General features: G+C 39.9%; 17 protein-coding genes and 1 pseudogene. 3 read left to right on the plus strand and 15 right to left on the minus strand.

Annotation, left to right across the window (positions count from 1 at the left end; all coding sequences use genetic code 11):
• Positions 1–205: 205 nt before the first annotated feature.
• Positions 206–1,300: an AI-2E family transporter gene (locus H6G79_RS06230; RefSeq protein WP_190590563.1), complete on the minus strand. Its 1,095-nt coding sequence runs from the start codon at positions 1,298–1,300 to the stop codon at positions 206–208.
• Between the two features lie 126 nt (positions 1,301–1,426).
• Between H6G79_RS06230 and pdxH the strand changes: the two genes are divergently transcribed.
• Positions 1,427–2,071 carry a pyridoxamine 5'-phosphate oxidase gene (gene pdxH, locus H6G79_RS06235; RefSeq protein ID WP_190590562.1) on the plus strand — a complete coding sequence of 215 codons (645 nt, stop codon included), beginning with the start codon at positions 1,427–1,429 and terminating at the stop codon, positions 2,069–2,071.
• 109 nt (positions 2,072–2,180) lie between these two features.
• Here pdxH and H6G79_RS06240 read toward each other — a convergent pair whose 3' ends face one another.
• From H6G79_RS06240 to H6G79_RS06260, 5 genes are all read right to left on the minus strand, one after another.
• Complete coding sequence (locus H6G79_RS06240) at positions 2,181–2,597, minus strand: hypothetical protein (protein ID WP_190590561.1); 417 nt, start codon at positions 2,595–2,597, stop codon at positions 2,181–2,183.
• A gap of 84 nt (positions 2,598–2,681) precedes the next feature.
• The gene (locus H6G79_RS06245) at positions 2,682–3,524 is read right to left on the minus strand and encodes an FAD-binding domain-containing protein (protein ID WP_190590560.1); all 843 of its coding nucleotides are present in this window, start codon (positions 3,522–3,524) and stop codon (positions 2,682–2,684) included.
• Positions 3,525–3,563: 39 nt separating this feature from the next.
• Positions 3,564–3,998 carry a cyclic nucleotide-binding domain-containing protein gene (locus tag H6G79_RS06250; protein WP_062286916.1) on the minus strand — a complete coding sequence of 145 codons (435 nt, stop codon included), beginning with the start codon at positions 3,996–3,998 and terminating at the stop codon, positions 3,564–3,566.
• A 367-nt stretch (positions 3,999–4,365) separates the two neighbouring features.
• Entirely contained in the window at positions 4,366–5,568 is a 1,203-nt protein-coding gene (gene cbiE, locus H6G79_RS06255) for a precorrin-6y C5,15-methyltransferase (decarboxylating) subunit CbiE (RefSeq protein WP_190590559.1), read from the minus strand.
• Positions 5,569–5,782: 214 nt separating this feature from the next.
• Positions 5,783–6,892 carry an MFS transporter gene (locus tag H6G79_RS06260; protein WP_313933884.1) on the minus strand — a complete coding sequence of 370 codons (1,110 nt, stop codon included), beginning with the start codon at positions 6,890–6,892 and terminating at the stop codon, positions 5,783–5,785.
• 10 nt (positions 6,893–6,902) lie between these two features.
• Between H6G79_RS06260 and H6G79_RS06265 the strand changes: the two genes are divergently transcribed.
• Positions 6,903–7,115: a hypothetical protein gene (locus H6G79_RS06265; protein WP_190590578.1), complete on the plus strand. Its 213-nt coding sequence runs from the start codon at positions 6,903–6,905 to the stop codon at positions 7,113–7,115.
• 666 nt (positions 7,116–7,781) lie between these two features.
• On the opposite strand, the gene H6G79_RS06270 is transcribed toward H6G79_RS06265, so the two are convergent.
• The 9 genes and pseudogenes from H6G79_RS06270 to H6G79_RS06305 all read right to left on the minus strand — a co-directional run bounded on the left by H6G79_RS06270 (position 7,782) and on the right by H6G79_RS06305 (position 16,166).
• Complete coding sequence (locus tag H6G79_RS06270) at positions 7,782–8,555, minus strand: PEP-CTERM sorting domain-containing protein (RefSeq protein ID WP_190590557.1); 774 nt, start codon at positions 8,553–8,555, stop codon at positions 7,782–7,784.
• A 367-nt stretch (positions 8,556–8,922) separates the two neighbouring features.
• Positions 8,923–10,014 (minus strand): patatin-like phospholipase family protein, encoded by a 1,092-nt coding sequence (locus tag H6G79_RS06275; protein WP_190590556.1) that lies wholly within the window; start codon positions 10,012–10,014, stop codon positions 8,923–8,925.
• Between the two features lie 243 nt (positions 10,015–10,257).
• On the minus strand, positions 10,258–11,559 hold the full coding sequence (locus H6G79_RS06280; protein ID WP_190590555.1) for a dihydrolipoamide acetyltransferase family protein: 1,302 nt from the start codon (positions 11,557–11,559) through the stop codon (positions 10,258–10,260).
• Positions 11,560–11,794: 235 nt separating this feature from the next.
• The gene (locus H6G79_RS06285) at positions 11,795–12,118 is read right to left on the minus strand and encodes a hypothetical protein (protein ID WP_242048214.1); all 324 of its coding nucleotides are present in this window, start codon (positions 12,116–12,118) and stop codon (positions 11,795–11,797) included.
• A 6-nt stretch (positions 12,119–12,124) separates the two neighbouring features.
• Positions 12,125–12,223, minus strand: a pseudogene (locus H6G79_RS37260) (DUF2887 domain-containing protein); the annotation flags it as partial.
• 21 nt (positions 12,224–12,244) lie between these two features.
• Positions 12,245–12,610: a type II toxin-antitoxin system PemK/MazF family toxin gene (locus H6G79_RS06290; RefSeq protein WP_190590554.1), complete on the minus strand. Its 366-nt coding sequence runs from the start codon at positions 12,608–12,610 to the stop codon at positions 12,245–12,247.
• Positions 12,603–12,920, minus strand: a complete 318-nt coding sequence (locus H6G79_RS06295) for a DUF2281 domain-containing protein (RefSeq protein ID WP_190590553.1) — start codon at positions 12,918–12,920, stop codon at positions 12,603–12,605. The genes H6G79_RS06290 and H6G79_RS06295 overlap by 8 nt, the downstream gene beginning before the upstream one ends.
• A gap of 26 nt (positions 12,921–12,946) precedes the next feature.
• Complete coding sequence (locus tag H6G79_RS06300) at positions 12,947–14,617, minus strand: tetratricopeptide repeat protein (RefSeq protein WP_191049344.1); 1,671 nt, start codon at positions 14,615–14,617, stop codon at positions 12,947–12,949.
• A gap of 217 nt (positions 14,618–14,834) precedes the next feature.
• Positions 14,835–16,166 carry an AAA family ATPase gene (locus H6G79_RS06305; RefSeq protein WP_190590551.1) on the minus strand — a complete coding sequence of 444 codons (1,332 nt, stop codon included), beginning with the start codon at positions 16,164–16,166 and terminating at the stop codon, positions 14,835–14,837.
• Between the two features lie 531 nt (positions 16,167–16,697).
• Between H6G79_RS06305 and H6G79_RS06310 the strand changes: the two genes are divergently transcribed.
• Entirely contained in the window at positions 16,698–17,222 is a 525-nt protein-coding gene (locus H6G79_RS06310) for a hypothetical protein (protein WP_313933885.1), read from the plus strand.
• Positions 17,223–17,227: the final 5 nt, after the last annotated feature.

Here is a 17,227-nt window from a genome sequence, read left to right on the forward strand (position 1 = left end):
ATTTGAGGTCGGTGAAACAAATCCCAGCAAGATACTCTAGTTAATTTAATTATTTATGGACAAACTAATATATCATTAGGTTTTTATACTGGTGTTTCAGCAAGATAACTTAATAGTGCTGAGTTTTGAGTGCTGAGTGCTGAGTAAAAAATTCTTCCTCTGCTTCCTCTGCGTCCTTTACTTTACTTCCTCAGTTCCCCACTCACTAATTTATCCGGTCTTCTGGCGGGTCGTGGGAAATGGTGAAAGGTGAGACGAAATTACCTCCTTTGTTGGTTTTGATGGCATCAAATGTGCCTTTAATGGTGCCAGCGATGGGAACAGCCACAAGTGTACCTAACAATCCCGCAATTTCAAATCCAATCAAAATAGAAATAAAAATCCAAATGGGGTTGAGACCGATAAAGTCACCGAGTAATTTGGGTGCTAAGAGATTATCTTTAATTTGTTGCATAATCATTGCAGCGATCGCAACTTGCACTCCTAACCAACCGTTTTGCAGCATTACTAAAATTGTCACCAAACTAATGCCCAAGGTTGCCCCAATAAAGGGAATCAGTTCTGATATGCCGATAACTATGGCAAACAATAAGGCAAAAGGCGCTTTCATCACAATAAAAATCGGGGTGAGAGTCACCACCATGAATAAGCCAAGTAACAATTGACTCAAGAAAAATCTTTGAAAATTTAGCTGTAGAGATATCGTCAAAGGTACGCCAATGTGAGATGGCAAAAGATTGATTAAACCGAGCCAGACGCGATCGCCATACAAAAGCATATAAAATGCCAGTACAACCACCAGTACAATATTTAATAAGCCCGATAGCAAAGTCCCCGCTACACCCACCGCCCCAGATGCTAACTGCTGGACTATGTTTTGTATACTGGCATTAATTTGATTACTCAGTACTCGTAAATCTAAAGGTAAACGGCGCTTTTGGGCAAATGCTTCTAGTTGTTCTAAGTTGGTTTGACTTGCAGTTAACCAATCAGGAATTTTATTTAACAGTTGAATTGTTTGGTCAATCACAATTGGGACTAAAGTCACACCCAAAATGACAAACAATGTTAATGTCACCAACAAAACTATGATGACTGCCTGTGTCCGAGTGATGCGGGCGCGTTCAAAAAACTTCACTGGGTAATTCAGTAAAAAAGCTAAAATCGCCGCAACACTAACAATCGTGATGGGATGCTTAAAATAGTTGAAAAGTATTGATAGCAGCCCAACATTGAGAGCGATAATCGGGCCGCTCAAACCGTAGAATAACAGAGTTTGCAGAGAGGCTGAACGGCGCATTGGATTTAATGCTTGAGACGGTTCGGGAAGAAATTTGGGCAACTGGCATTGATACCAGCCATGATTTATAGATATTTTTAACTAAGCCCTGTATAAGTGTATCTGTTATAGAGGAAATACATAACGATGAATACCACCATAGCTGACCTCCGCAAAGACTACACATTACAAGACTTAACTGAAACTGAAGTTGACCCTAACCCATTTATACAATTTAAAAAATGGTTTGAGCAGTCATTAGCAGCGCAATTGCCAGAACCCAATGCCATGACTTTAGCTACTGCCACACCTGATGCTAAACCTGCGGCGAGAATGGTGTTACTCAAAGATTTTGATGAACGAGGTTTTGTTTTTTTTACTAATTACGACAGTCACAAAGGACAAGAACTCGCAGAAAATCCTCAAGCAGCTTTGGTTTTTTGGTGGGCAGAATTAGAACGCCAAGTACGAATTTGTGGTCATGTAGAAAAAGTTTCGGAAGCAGAGTCAGACAAGTATTTCGAGAGTCGTCCGCCTAATAGTCGCTTAGGTGCTTGGGTTTCTCATCAAAGCGAAGTTATCGAAAGTCGAGAACTGCTAGAAAAGCGAATGGAACTGTTTCAGAGTAAATATGAAAACCAAGAAGTTCCCCGTCCGCCTCATTGGGGGGGTTTAAGAGTCATTCCTTCCGAAATTGAGTTTTGGCAAGGTCGTCCTAGCCGACTACACGATCGCTTGCTTTATACTCTTTTAGATGATGGCAGTTGGAAAATTGAGCGGTTGTCGCCTTAGAAGTGGGGAGTAGGGAGTAGGGAGTAGGGAGTAGGGGTAGAGGAAGAATGTTTTACTCAGCACTCACACTTCGACTACGCTCAGTGTAAAGCACTCAGCACTTGCCGCATCAATCAAAAACGTACTTTTCCGCTACCTTCCAATAGCGGGAAAAACGCTTTAAATCGATGTAGCCGTCATACTCAAAAAATGGTTCTACGGCTAATACTTCTAATTTCACAGAACGTTCTATGTCATCGCAGATATCATCAAATCTCGGACTTGGGCTTTCGGCTGTCACCACAAAATTAGCATTGTTTTCTTTAGCAAAGGCTAAAATTTCTTGGGCAACATTGCCGCGACGAATTTCTACTGGCAACTCTAGCAAGCATTCATAAATAAAGGCGATGCGTTTCAGGCTTAATTGCCATTCTTCAATTAAAGCATCGTCCCATACCCAAATTGCTGGGGCATCAGGGTATTCTTGAAATGCGGGGTTGGATGGGCTGAGACAGTCGCCGTGTATCCAGATAATTGGTTTATTCATGAGAACTGCCTTGAAAATGGGTGTAAGGGTGTAAAAGAAGTGTTTGTATAGCCCCAGACTTCCAGTCTGAGGGGTTTATAAGCTTTATTTTTTCCCTTTTTTGCCATGCTGCCAACTTTGGCTATTTGGCTTTTTGGTAAATTCCCCTTTAGGAAATAACTTTTGTTCTAATTCTTCGTAGCTACCTTCAAAGTCACAATGCCCGTATAGTGGGCATTTTTGACAATGAACACCTTTGGTATAGCGTTCTAAATTCTCGCGGTTGAAAAAATATGGTTTATGGCTAAATGTGCTGGCTACCCATTGCCAAGACATATTATTACTGGCAGGATCACCATCTAAAAGATGTTGCAAAAACCATTTAGCCCCGGCTTGCCAACGAATACGCCGCCAATGAACGATGTAAGCCGCTAACCACATCCGCCCGTGGTTGTGTAAGTAGCCAGTTTCTCGCAATTCTTGGCTGAAACTGTCGATACAAACTCGCCCTGTACTACCTGCTTGAATGTCTTGGGGTAGTTCTGGGGCGTATTCTGAGACTGTGTAACCTGTTTTATATTCTTCTTGGTCTTGCCAGATGCCATCACCTAGCTTGACATACAATCGCTGCCAATAATCACGCCAGCCTAATTCGTTAATTAGTTTGGTAGCATCTTCTGGCTGTTTAACGTTATCCAGTACATATTCGCGGATTTCGGCTAGACTTAACACCCCATAGCGAATATATGGTGAAAGTTTTGTAACTGAGCCTGTAAAAAAGTTACGGGTTTTGCTGTAGGCGGCTGGGTCTACTTTTTGTAATGCTTTTTGGGCTGCTTTGCGTCCGCCAATAGTATTACTAATATGGTTGTCACGTTCTGCGGCTTGGGGAAATTGTTCGCGCAGATACGTTATCAATTCATCCCGACTAGTAAATTTACGTAGCATGAATAATAATTCAAGTGTATTAATCCCAATTGTAGAAGACTATGAATGAGTTACTTCAACACTCTCATTCAGTCTGCGGATGAGCCGTGATAACTCACGAATGATGTTGACGGCAATTTCGGGAGTTTCTTCAATTGCGTCATAAAGTTGTTCTTGTGTGAGTTCTAAGCATTCACAAGGTTCGATGGTGGTCGCAGTGGCAGAACGGGGCTGTGTATCAAATACTGCCATCTCGCCAAAGTATTTTCCCTGTTCTACTTCTGCGAGAAATTTATTACCAATGTGGACTTTAACTCTACCTGATACCACTATATAAAGCGATCGCCCTTCTTCACCCTGTCTAAAAATTGTATAGTTTGCCGGAAATGACAACTCGTGCATGACTGAAGTTAGCCGCACGATAAAATCATCCCGCAATTCTTTAAAAATCGGGACTCGGCGCACAAATAATAATCGGTCAACACTACTCAGCATAATTAAGAGTTAAGATACACCCACACAACATAATCGGGCAGTTTTGGGATTTTTGAATATGCGATCGCCATATTAACCGATAAAAATTGTAACTATAGCAGAAGGCAGTCCCGATGAGACAAATTTCATAACTAAGTATAAAGGAGGGTCTAGAGGCTGGAGGCTAGTTATCAGTTTTGGAGAAACGCTGTATAAAATTATACTAAATTAAAAAATGATTGCGACAGATGGATGGCTCAAAAGCTTACCGATCAACCCTTACCCAATCCAAAATCTAAAATCTAAAATCTAAAATCCAAAATCCAAAATGGTATTAGACTGTGTACGCTTTTCTCATATTCTCCCTTTTATTTGTAGCAGGTTTTTTCTATTTGATAGCAATCCATTGAGTCACAGGAGCCATTGCTCGCCAGCCTAAAAATTTACCAATGGGTTCTGCTCGTTGAATGGCGATGCGGGTAAAACTGCCACCAACTTTTTCATACCATTGAAATAAGGTTTGCTCGCCTTCGATGGTGACAACATTGGCGACTAAACGACCGCCAGAAGGTAGTGCTGTCCAGCAAATATCAAACAATCCGGCTGCTGTCACGCCACCACCAATGAAAATCGCGTCTGGTGTGGGTAAGTTTTGCAAAGCTGGGGGTGATTTTCCTGCAATAATTTCTAGGTTTGGCGTACCCAAAGCGGCGGCGTTATCGGCAATATATTGCAGTCTAGATGAATTTTGTTCAATGGCGATCGCTCGACACCGGGGATGAGTCCGCATCCATTCAATGGAAATGGAACCACAACCCGCGCCGACATCCCACAAAAGTTCCCCTGGTAAGGGTGCTAATGTTGATAAAGTAATTGCCCTGACTTCTCGTTTGGTTAATTGTCCGTCATGGTGAAAGGCATGATCTGGCAATCCTGGTAATCTTGGTAAGGCTGTAACGCCAATGTCAGCCAGACATTCAACGGCGATGGTATTTAAATCAGCAATTTCTGTTTCACTCCAAGCGGCGGCTGTACTTGTAATTATTCGTTCATGATTGCCACCTAAACGTTCTAGAACAATCATTTTACTTTGACCATAGCCCCGATTTTTCAGGATTTCTGCCACAATTTGCGGTGTTTCCTTGTCGGCGCTCAAAATTAATAACTTGGCTTGGGGATAAATATAAGCCTGAAGCAAACTTGCGGGACGACCACACAAACTGATAGTTTCGACTTCTGTTAATGACCATCCCAGTCTGGCGCAGGCGAGGCTAAAGGCTGAAGGTGCGGGAATAATTGTGATTTCTGAAATGGGGATGTGTCGAGTTAAAGTCACACCCACGCCGTAACACATAGGATCGCCACTGGCTAAAATGCAGATTTGCTGACCACGACGGCTGATAATTTCGGCGACTGATGCACTAAAAGGAGAAGTCCAAGGAATTTTCTGGCGCTGGTCATCACTGGGAAGCATCGCCAAATGTCGATCGCCTCCGATAATAACTTCAGCTTGGGCAATTATAGAACGGGCGATCGCACTTAAACCCTGTAACCCATCTTCGCCAATACCTATAATAGAAAGCCATTTCAATGTTTTATTCCCCAATCCTAGTTTGAGAGTGCTGAGTGCTGAGTAAAAATTCTACTACCTAGTCAAGAGTCCCTTTTTGATGTTTGGTTGTGAGATTTTCTCATGAGTAGCTGACTTAATACCAATTCTCCATGAAGATGCACTTAATTTTTTGACGAACCGCCAAGAACGCCAAGAGCGCCAAGTCATTCAATAATAATTATTTAGTGGAGGCTTACAGAGATTTGATATGAGAAACTTTCTTACACAAAAGAATACACAAAGCTACTGCCACACAGGCGACTTCCGCCAACAAAAATGCAGCGACGGATGTTATACCAATTTGCTTCATTAATAATGAAACGATTGCAGTTCCGCCAGCACTCCCACCCAAATATAAACCTATCCCCAAGCCAGCCTGAGTTACAGCTAGTTTCCCTAACACCAAGGGAATGATGCTCATCAAGACTAAACTTAAACTTATCCCAAAAGTCAAAATTAAAGCGATCGCCAGAATCGAACTATCATTTAATACTGTTAACCCCATCAAACCCGTCATTGTTCCGACACCCAGCAACATGGACTTGTTTGCACCCAAATCTGCTGTCCAGTCACCTAAAGGTACAGATGCGATCGCAGAAACTAAGAGTATTTCCGAAGCAACAAATTCTACTGACAATCCAGGTAGCTGAGTTTGCAACTTTTGGGGAAAAATGCCCAATAACAAGTTAATTTCAAATCCTGTCGCTAAACCGATGATAAAAATTAGGAGTAATAATACAGAAGGCGCAGTCGCCGATTTATCTGGCTGAATTGCAGCAATCAAAGTATGTTTGGGAGTGAATAATTGCAAAATATATGCACCCAAAACTAAAGCGATCGCACCTAACATGAAAGTGATTGACGCACCCATACTATCAAGTAAGGTGTGTAATAAAGGTGCGATCGCTCCTAGCGTACCAAATATAAGTACTAAGATGGCATTAACTTGCGGTAATACGGTTGTCGGGACAAACTGAGTTAAAAGTGCGATCGCCGGGCCGCGAAAAATAATCATCGCCATTACCCAAGCTGTCATCAGTACGGGAATTATCCACCGCATACCCGTGGGTAAATTGTAGTCAGCCAACAACGAAACACTGACAAAAATCACCCCAGCTAATAGCACTCCTGTACTAATCATTGGTAAGCGACTACCCAAACGTTGCTGGAGGCGATCGGAAATTCCTCCATTCAAAGGTTCAACCACCGCAACAATTAACCCTTGCACAATTCCTAACCAACCCGCTAATTCAACCAATTCTAAATTTTGCAATATCCTTGGTTGATAAAAAGCGTACGCCATCCAACAGAGGATGATAGCTACTAATAAAGCCGCTAATCCCCAAACCTGTCGCCATAATATTCCCCGGTTAGTGTTGCAAGAGTTAACCATGATTCTGCCTTATACCCGTGGAGTGATTTTAAGACAAATTCTTCAAGATAAATCGCATTTAAAATTGCATATTTTAGAAAGTCCAGAATCATTATTTTGTACAATTTATCACTTACAAATAAAACTAATTTAAGTATGTCTGAGTGAAATTACTAATAACAACTTTTGGACAACTAGCCTTTAACTATCTTAATAACATAGTAATTATGCCAGTTCACAAATTACTAGATGTTATTTAATGCACAATCTATAATATCCATGTTCGGGTAAATTCCTGGAAAATATGTCGTTGAAGAATAATTTCAACTATTTTAATGTTTAACCAAAGTAGCCACATTACATAATTTATATAATCCAACTGAGTATATAATCAATTACCTGAAGATATAATTTATCGGCAGAAATCACAAAAATATCATGTTAACTTAAACGTAAGTATACCAGGATTGATAACTTATATTAATGACATCATAATTATTGATTGAGTTATCTGTATTAATTACTATATTGACGATATACCCATAGTTAAGAATTCAGGAGCCAAAATCTAAGAGTCAGAATGGTGAAATATTTAGTCAAATCCCTCTAAATACGCCATATTGTTGAATCTAGCACCCAGTTTTTCTCTCAAATAGCAAAATATGGATAAATACGAATATCTCCAGATACTCAAAAGCGTACTGGAGAAATAATCATAAATTATGGTCTTTGCCGAAATCCTTTTATCCTAGTCAAAGTTATTGTAGATACAATTACAACTCCACTTAGCCCGTATCAACAAATTTCAAATCTAGGCTGACTAGCTATTTTGTAATTTTTGTCTGCGGCGTTGGTACAAGAACATACCACCTACGGCTAACATCCCTAAAGTAACACTAGGCTCAGGAGTAGCTTGAGCTTGAGCGAACTTACCTTTACCCAGGTGAAATGTGTGGTTATCAGATTCAAAACCACCACCCCCAACTTGAGAAAGTCTGATTTCGTCAAAGTTATCGTCTTTACCGTCAGAGAAAAACTCAAAGAAGCCGTTCTTTTGGTTATTCATATTGATACCAACAACGGTAGCAATCTTATTCAACTGCTCGAAGTTCCATTTCGCTACTGTTACCCCGCCTTTAAGTAGTTCAAAAGTGTTACCACCACTTAAAGCACCTGCATCCAAACCAAAATAGTTGAAAACGCCACCACTTTTGGCTTTGATGCTGACAGAGTTATTTGCAAATACTGCTAAATATTTGCTTTGGTTGACTTCACCATTTACACCAGCCGGAGCCCATTGATCATTAAAAATACCTGTACTTCCAGGGCTGGTCGCATAGCTACCTTTAGAGAATGTGTACTCGACTAGATCGTTGCCTTTAAAATTTTTGTCATTGACATTATTGAAATCAACAGTGACAAAATTACTGTTGTTAACACTTTCCGAGAACGCACCTTCATTTGTAACTTTGGGTGTTCTGTAAGCACCTGCGGTGTAAGTCAAGCTAATAGCATGGGCAGAACCAGCATAAGCCACAGATGCGATCGCAGATGTCAAAAGAAGAACACTACAAGTAATTTTTTTGAGAGACATAATTTAATTTGTTCCTTACTAGCCGTTTCATGAGTCAATTTTGCGATTAATTTCTCACAAAACAAAGGATACAATTACGATATTTTATTCAACATATAAAAATCATAATTTTGTATTATTATTCGTTCATATCTAAGTAAGTTTAAAGTAAAATCATAAAAAGAATATGAAAAACTCTTCATTTTTAATGAAAATCGTATAATTACGATTCAACAAATTTTTATAATTAAAAATCTCGTGTTGAAGATAGCAGTCAAATAAAGATATAGACAATTTTGGTGCGTAAGTCCTGAAATAATAAAGACGCAATTTATTGCGTCTCTACAGAATAATGTGGTATGGCGATGAAGTTTTAGATTCTGAAAGGCTATCTCCCGACAACCAGAGATTTTTCTGGCTGTTCTTGTAGATTAATGCCTGATTTTAGCTGCTGACAAAGTTCATCTAATTCTGAATCTCGTTGCTTAATAATCTGTTGTGCTAATGTTATTAATCGAGCAATATTTTCTGGACTAGTATCATCCATATCGTCATTAGCTTCAGTTAACTGTCCTTGGAAACGATAGTATTGTTTAGGATAACCGTCAGCTTGTGGTAACATCTGCTCTAATTGACAAGCTACTGACTCACTACTACCATCCAAAGTAATACTCAGCAACGGTTGTACCCACTGAACCAAACCCCAATTTACAGCTTGATTGTAATTATATTGACGAAGCAGAGAGCCTGTACCTAATGAAACTACGAGAATATCATTGATAGTCAGGGGTTTTTTGTCAGGGTTTTGGGGATCAGGTCTAGCAGATGAAATTAAAGCTTCCATAATTGCCAAAGATGTAGGATTATTGGCAAATACACCACCATCCACTAAAGCATAGTAACCGCTTTTCTCGCCGACAGTATCAATTTTATAAGGTTTGAAATAAGTTGGTGCAGCAGAAGTAGCCATTCCTGCTTGCTTCATAGTGTAACCATCACAAATTTTGCGGAAGTTTTCGCCTAATTTTTGGTTTTTGACATTATTGACAAAGAAAATCGGCATCCGTAATTCAATATCATAGCTAGTAATAAACAAGTCAGTTAGTGCTTTCTTGAGGGCAGTATCTTGCAAATATTCTGTTAAAACTTCGTCTCTGCCTTTGGAAGAATATTTGGCCTTGACAATATCATCAAGTTTGAAAGTTTTTGCTAGTGTAGATTCAGCAAAAATCCGCTTTCCTTCTTTGCGATAGATGTCAATTAAATCTTCCGCCTTAAAATGTGGTTGATTGGGATGATGGGGATGAGGCTTGGTTAAACCAGCAGATAAAATCCCCCCGGTTGAGGTTCCAGCAATTAAATTAAATAGCTGACAAATTGGTTTACCTGCACGTTTTTCAATTTCCGCCAAAATAATTCCTGGGATGATACCGCGAATACCACCGCCATCAATCGACAATATTTTGTAGCGATAAGCCATATAAACTCCTTTTTTGGCTGTTTTTGCGAAATTCAGCAGCCAACCTAGCTGTAGATGTCTTCCATAATATAGTTGTTATAAATACTCACGTCCAGTATTATTACTAGCCGTTAACATAAAAATAGAGACCTGAATTATTCAATAATCCAAGTCTCTATTTTTGATTTTATTAATTCAGTGTTATCGGTCAGAGGATCATAAATTCAGGCACAAATCTCAAATTCTTCTGCCTGCTGTCATAAGTTACAGTGTTAAAGATTGGGCGTTAGTTTCAATCAACTTCGCCAAGTCTTGCAGGAAGGCGGCGGCGTGAGCGCCATAAATAATGCGGTGATCACAGGTGATATTAACCTGCATTTGTTGACGCACTCCAAATAAACCATCGGGAGTAGCAACTAGTTGGGGACGAGCCGCACCGATCGCCAGAATTGAACCTTGTCCTGGTGGTAAAATTGCATCAAAAGTATCGACACCAAACATCCCCAAGTTAGACAGGGTAAACGTACCACTGTTGTATTCATCTGGTTGTAATTGTTTGGCGCGAGCGCGGTCTACTAAAGATTTCCAATTGCGTGAGAGAGAATAAATATCTATCATGTCTGCATTCCGCAATACAGGTGTTATCAATCCTCCGTCATCCATTGCCACAGCGACAGAAATATTAATATCAGAATGGTAGACAATTCCTTGCTCAGAATAGCTGGCGTTGATTAAGGGATGTTTTTGTAATGTGACTGCAACAGCTTTCGCCAGTAGCGCAGTCATGGTCACGCCTTTTGATTTAATTTGTTTGTAAAGCTTATCTAAACCATCGGTGGTGATTGTGTAGCCGACACGGAAAACAGGTACAGCTAAACTCGCAACCATACCCCGCACTACAGCATTTTGCAGAGTCGTGAAAGGTACAACTTGACCAGAAACTGCACTGCTGGCGGCGGCGGGAACTGGTGCGGGTGCTGCTGGGACTGGTGCGACGGCGGTTGGTATTGGTGCAACAGTTGGTGCAGGGGTTACGGGGGCTGCTGGTTTAGCCTTACCTACTACAGCTTCCACATCCTCAGCCACAATACGACCGTAGGGGCCACTACCTTTGAGGCTAGTTAAATCAACTTTTAATTCTTTTGCTAACTTGCGGGCGCGGGGGGAAGCGACGAGTCTACCTTCTTTGTGGTTCGAGCCGTTACCGTTTTGAGCGGCTGTGGGTGCGCCGACAGAGGCTGTTGCTGGTACTTTTTCAGGCGCAGGAGTTGTCGCCGCAGTGCTACCGGAATTAGCGAGAGATTTTGCAGCTTCAATTTCTGCTTCAGTTTCAGCTACATAAGCGATCGCACTACCTACAGCCGCAGTGCCACCAGCTTCTACAATGATGTGAGCTAGATAACCTTCATAAAAGGTTTCTACATCCATGTCTGCCTTATCTGACTCGACAACCACCACTGTCTCGCCCTTTTCCACTTTATCCCCTGGCGATTTTACCCAAGAAACAATTTTACCTTCGGTCATGGTGGAACTAAGCGCCGGCATGAATATTTCGTGAATGCTCATATATGGTGGTTTCAGAATCGATAAATAATTTATGGACTTTAACAGCTTTTGCCAGATCGAATTGTATCTTGGCTAGAGAGTTTTAGACTTTCTATTTTATGTCACCGCGCAGTCAACAATATCTGGACGGTGCTGAAAATTATTAATTCTCGCCTATTGTTGCAGCTTGTACCGTTTTACTTTAAGCATGATACAAATGGACAAGCAGAAGGAGCAGCACCTCGACTCCAGTCTCCTACGGAGACGATTGCTCACCTGCTACATTTCTAATAACTTCCACATCTAACTCTAATATCTCAGCTACTTCTTCTACACTCATTCCACGTTGCAGCAGCTTGGCAATCATTTCTGTTTTAACTTCTGCCTTGAGTTCTTGCTTAACTTCTTGTTTGAGTTCTTGCTTGACTTCTTCTCTAACTTCTGCCTTTACTTCTTGTTTAACTTCTTCCCTAGCTTCTGCCTTGAGTTCTTCTTTGACTTCTTGTTTAACTTCTTCTCTAGCTTCTTCTTTTAACTCTTGATATACTCTTGTACCTCTAATTAATTCCAAACTTAACATTGCCTTTATCTCCTCCCTGCTCAAATTAGGAAACTTATTAACAAGAATCGCCTCTATTAATTCTAAAATTTTTCTTTGGATGGCTGTATCTTTACTTAATAAAATAAATGATAGTTGCTTTTAATTTCAGTTTTTGTTTTCAGGATCGTAATCAACACAAAGAAATAAGGCAATCAGTAATTCTTCCATAACGGCTGCTGATACTTTTCCTAAACACCGAACAAATCGCTGAGTTGTTACACTACGGACTTGCAAAACATTACCTGCTGAGTTTGTATCTAAGCCATTTTCATCAGTTTGCTGAATGGGAATCATGAAAGGGCGATTTTGGAATTTAGGTTGCCATGTTGCTACCGGAATAATAATTCGCATGGCTATAGAACTGAAAATATCAGAACTAATCACAACAGCAGGGCGAGTTTTTTGGATTTCCTGTCCTCTGGTGGGATCGAGTTGTACTAGCCAAATTTCACCTTTTTTGGGATTAGTCATCTTCTATCTCCCAATCTTCGCCGTCTAAAACCGAAAACTCAGTTAATTCAGTGTCAGTTAAAAAATCTTCGGCTGTGGCTGCAATAAAAGGTTCTAGGATTTTGTGCCGTTCTGCTATTGGTAGCCTAGCAATTTCTTGGAGAGATAAACGTTTTTGTGGTTTGGATACAGCTTCATTCACTAAATGCTTTTGATTGGCAGTTTTCTGCACAAGAAATTCTACGAAATCTAACACTTCTTGTTGCTTGTCATGGGAGAGACTTCGGAGGTTTTCTAATATAGCTTGTTCAATATCGATTGTGTCTGACATATTTTTTAACTGCTCAGTAGCTAACCTTAAATCAAAGCTTGAAAGCGTTTATCATGGCGAATATTATCAAAATCAGAGTCAGTTTTTGCGCTTTCTCGATATTTGTCAGGATTGAGATTAATTGCTTGTTGTAGATTTTCTAATGCCTGCTCAATATTACCTTTAAGTGCATAATAGATAGCTTTGTTGTACCAAGCATAGTGGTAATCAGGTTTAATTTCTAAAGCTTTGTTATATGAGGCGATCGCTTCTTCATAGCGTCCTAAATTCTCTAGCGCATACCCCCGATTGTACCAAGTTTCGTGTAAATCCGGTTTAAATTCTAAAGTTTTGTCAAAAGATGCGAGCGCATCTTCATGGTGTCCTAAATTCCCCAGCGCAATCCCCCGGTTTCCCCAAGCTTCGAGTAAATCATGTTTAATCGATACAGCTTTGTTGTATGAGGCGATCGCTTCTTCATAACGTCCTAAATACCTGAGTGCATTCCCCCGATTGTTCCAAGCATCGTGGTCATCAGGTTTAATTTCTAAAGCTTTGTTATATGAGGCGATCGCTTCTTCATAGCGTCCTAATTTTCGTAGCGAAAGTCCCCGATTGTACCAAGCTTGGTGGTCATCAGGTTGAATGGACATAGCTTTGTTGTATGAGGCGATCGCTTCTTCATAGCGTTCTAAATTATCTAGCGCATTCCCCCGATTGTTCCAAGCTTCGTGTTTATCAGGTTTAATTTCTAAAGCTTTGTTATATGAGGCGATCGCTTCTTCATAACGTTCTAAATCATCTAGCGCAATCCCCCGATTGTACCAAGCATCGTGGTCATCAGGTTTAATTTCTAAAGCTTTATCGTAGGCGGCGATCGCTTCTTCATAGCGTCCTAAATTCCACAGCGCAATCCCCCGATTGTTCCAAGCATCGTGGTCATCAGGTTTAATTTCTAAAGCTTTATCGTAGGCGGCGATCGCTTCTTTGTAACCTTGTCCAGCGAAATGCAAATTTCCCAAGTTAATCAGTAAATCACATTGTCGTTCAAGTGTTTGTTTATTTTCGCCAATCAATTCTTGAATCTTGAGTATTTCCTTTGTTCTTTCCTCTGGAGTAAGAACTAGATATTTCTCATATTTTCCCTCCTGAATAACCTGCGATGATTCTTGTTCTAAAGTGTCTGAATCCATAGGAAATTCAAACAAACCGGAACGCCAATCAAAAAAGTCTGGCGCACGTTGAATAAAATATTTAATTGCAAATATCGGTAGCAAGAACACAAAACAGATATTAAAGTTATCCTTTAACCGTTCTCGTTGTTGGTTCAGGTTTATTAAAATAGGTGGTACACCTTTCCAACTGTATGAATAAATATCTTTACTCTGCCAACCCTGTAAGCTTTTGCATTCTTCATATTCATAAAATGAATGCTCTAAACCTGTAATAAATAAAATATTGATTTCTGCTTTATTCTCTAAATTATCAATTATTTCATATAAATTATTTACCGCTTTCTCAAGTCGCAAAACTTGAATATTTTTATTACTAATATCTGCTTTTACCTTGGTAATTAACTGCTCACCTCCAGCCGGAGAGCAACGCACAAATAATAACCCAAATCCTTCTGTAAAATTAAGCGTACGCACTAAGGCTTGATATTCTTCTTCTGCTTGTGACGGTAAATCCTGATCCCAATCAGTTAGTTCTAGCGACATAGTTTTAACTGTTTGATGCTTGATAGTTTCAGAGCATGTTTTAAAAATTCTATGTTCTGGTTTTAATCCTATTAATCCCTTCTTGGAAAGACTGCGGTGTAAACATAAGTCTAATTACCCCCCTTAATCCCCCCTTGTAAAGGGGGGAAACTGTTCCCTCCCCTTGTAAAGGGGAGGGTTAGGGTGGGGTAAAAATCTTTAACAGTGTTGCATTCATCTATCCTGGATACAATCGATTAAAGGTATCTTGAAATTCTTTAATTCCCTTAATCAGAGGGTGAATATCATACCAAACTTGACTTTCTCCATCTCCATTTAAATAACGATATTCTAAAATACAGCGATTAAATAATAAATCTCGATACAGTGAATCATTTACTATCTCTTTAGAATAATGCACAGTTGCCAGTGCGTCCCATTGATTAGAAAAAACTGTATTGCGATAAGTATTCCGCAACTCGCTAACAGAACGCAGTAAAGCTCTAGTCGGAATGGGTAAAGTGTTAGTGTATTTAATCGCCTCCTTCATTAATAATAATAAATTTCTCACATGACCTCCACTCATTAAGCATAGTCTTTCTAATGCTCCTCGCTCTTCAAACATATCGACGATAGATAAACTAGGGTCTATCAAATTCAGGCGTTTTTGTAAAATTTCTGTAACTTTATTAATACCCCGTTGGTATGGTTGATTCTCAGGTGTTTGCACCATAATCATCGGCAACACCTGAGTACTACCATAGGTATTAGCAAGGTCGGCGGCGCGATTAGAATATAGTAAGGAAATTGGTACTGTGTACAGCAAATGACAATCTAACGCTTGGAGTTGTTCGCTACGGTCAAGAAAAATTTGGTCATGATTGCTGCGTCCATCTTCTTGCGGTATGGGTACAATTCGGTCTAAGTTATCAGCAATTAATACTAGTTGAGAATATCCTTCATGTAAGTGCTTTTTAGCATCTTGAATAAACTCATTTAACGCCGCAATTAAAGTAACTGTATGGGGATTAATCTGTTCTCGGATTTTTTGGCGTTGAGTTGGTTCTGTTCGCAAATTTGCTGTTAATTTAGCAAATTGAGAAATCTGAGCTTCGATACTTAAACTTTCTAAAGAAACTTTAGTGAGTGTTAAATCTTTTAAATCTTGCCAACGTTCTTGTAACCAATTCAACAAAACAGTTGGGGGAGTGCTATCTTTTAAGGCTTCTACTAAGTGGCGGGTACAAGCTAACAAAATATCAGTATATTGAGCATCTTCTGGGTCAATATCTTCTTCATCGGCGGGAAAATAAACTACAAAGCAACCTTCGTCATCTAAAAATTTCTGTAACCGCAGCAATTCTGTAGATTTCCCCGCACCGCGATGACCTGCATACAGTTGCGAGGTCATTCTGTCTGAGTATAAAATCTCTCTGCCGATTTCTACTAATATATCGCCGTCGCCCCGCACTTCTGAACAATCAACATAAGCCGGATCTCCTGCTGGTAGAGGGCGGAACGGGTCAAAAACATTATATATCCGCTTTAAAAGCGCAAAATTCGAGGTCATAAACATGAGTCGCTGAATTTAGCGTCATATTATCGCAAATTTGCGGAGATAGGTAGGTTAGTAAATCTTACAGCAGATTCGATGTTTATGAGGTACAGCAACTGATTGGAAAAAGTAATGAGTATTAAGTAATGAGTAACGAGTCAGAAATTTATTTATTACTCATTACTTAATACTCACGGTGTACCTCGCTTGCTTCAAAAGTGCTGTAAGTAGCCAGATGATGGTGCGTGAGGCGCTGGTATATAGTTTTGGTGATGAATGAGCTACACAGTCTGCGCCTCACACACCCTACAGGAATTAATCTTTTAGTATTTGTGGATAAATGTTTACAGGAACTTTCAGGTGCAATAAGAGTCCGTCTGTATTGCTTTTTGACAACTTGAGCGAAGTCGAAATGCGTCTTCTAGATAATTATGTAAACTTACTTATCAGGATTTTGTTCTTAGGGACGTGTATAGGATCAATGGTTTAACTTGAATTTAAAATTCAGAATTAACAATTAGTTCTGTAGGAAATTTTTGTAAGCTTATGCTGTCAGGCAAGTGGAAGTTTCTGAGGATTTTATTACTCAGTATTTTTATTACTGCTGCTACTAGTGTTTATATCACTCAACATCAACCTCCGGCAACAGTTATTAATACTGAAAATCCCGAAAAAGAACAATTTTCAGTGATACAACATTCTGAAAATCATCTGGTTTATCCAGAGCGAGTTAACTATAAATCTATACCATTAACAAGTCTTAATTCGGCTCTGCAAGGGAGTGACCCCAAAACTCTGGCGTTAAATGCGATTGAAGATGTGGGGGAAGAGAAAGGAATTCGTAAGGTTGAAGTGATTTATCCGCAACCTAATCAAGCTTTAGTGACAATTACACATATTCCCCAAAACAGTGCTGCTGTAACGGCGATTAAATATCGGGTGGAAATGAATACTTTTGGCCGATCGCTTTTAGTTAGTTCTCCGCCTGTCTGGGAAATTATCTGGGCTGGCTCCCAGATACAATGTAAATCTGGGAGTCGCCAAAGTAAAAGTCTGAAGTGTGAAGTATGAAGTAT

Source organism: Anabaena sp. FACHB-83 (assembly GCF_014697485.1).
Classification (GTDB): domain Bacteria; phylum Cyanobacteriota; class Cyanobacteriia; order Cyanobacteriales; family Nostocaceae; genus Nostoc_B.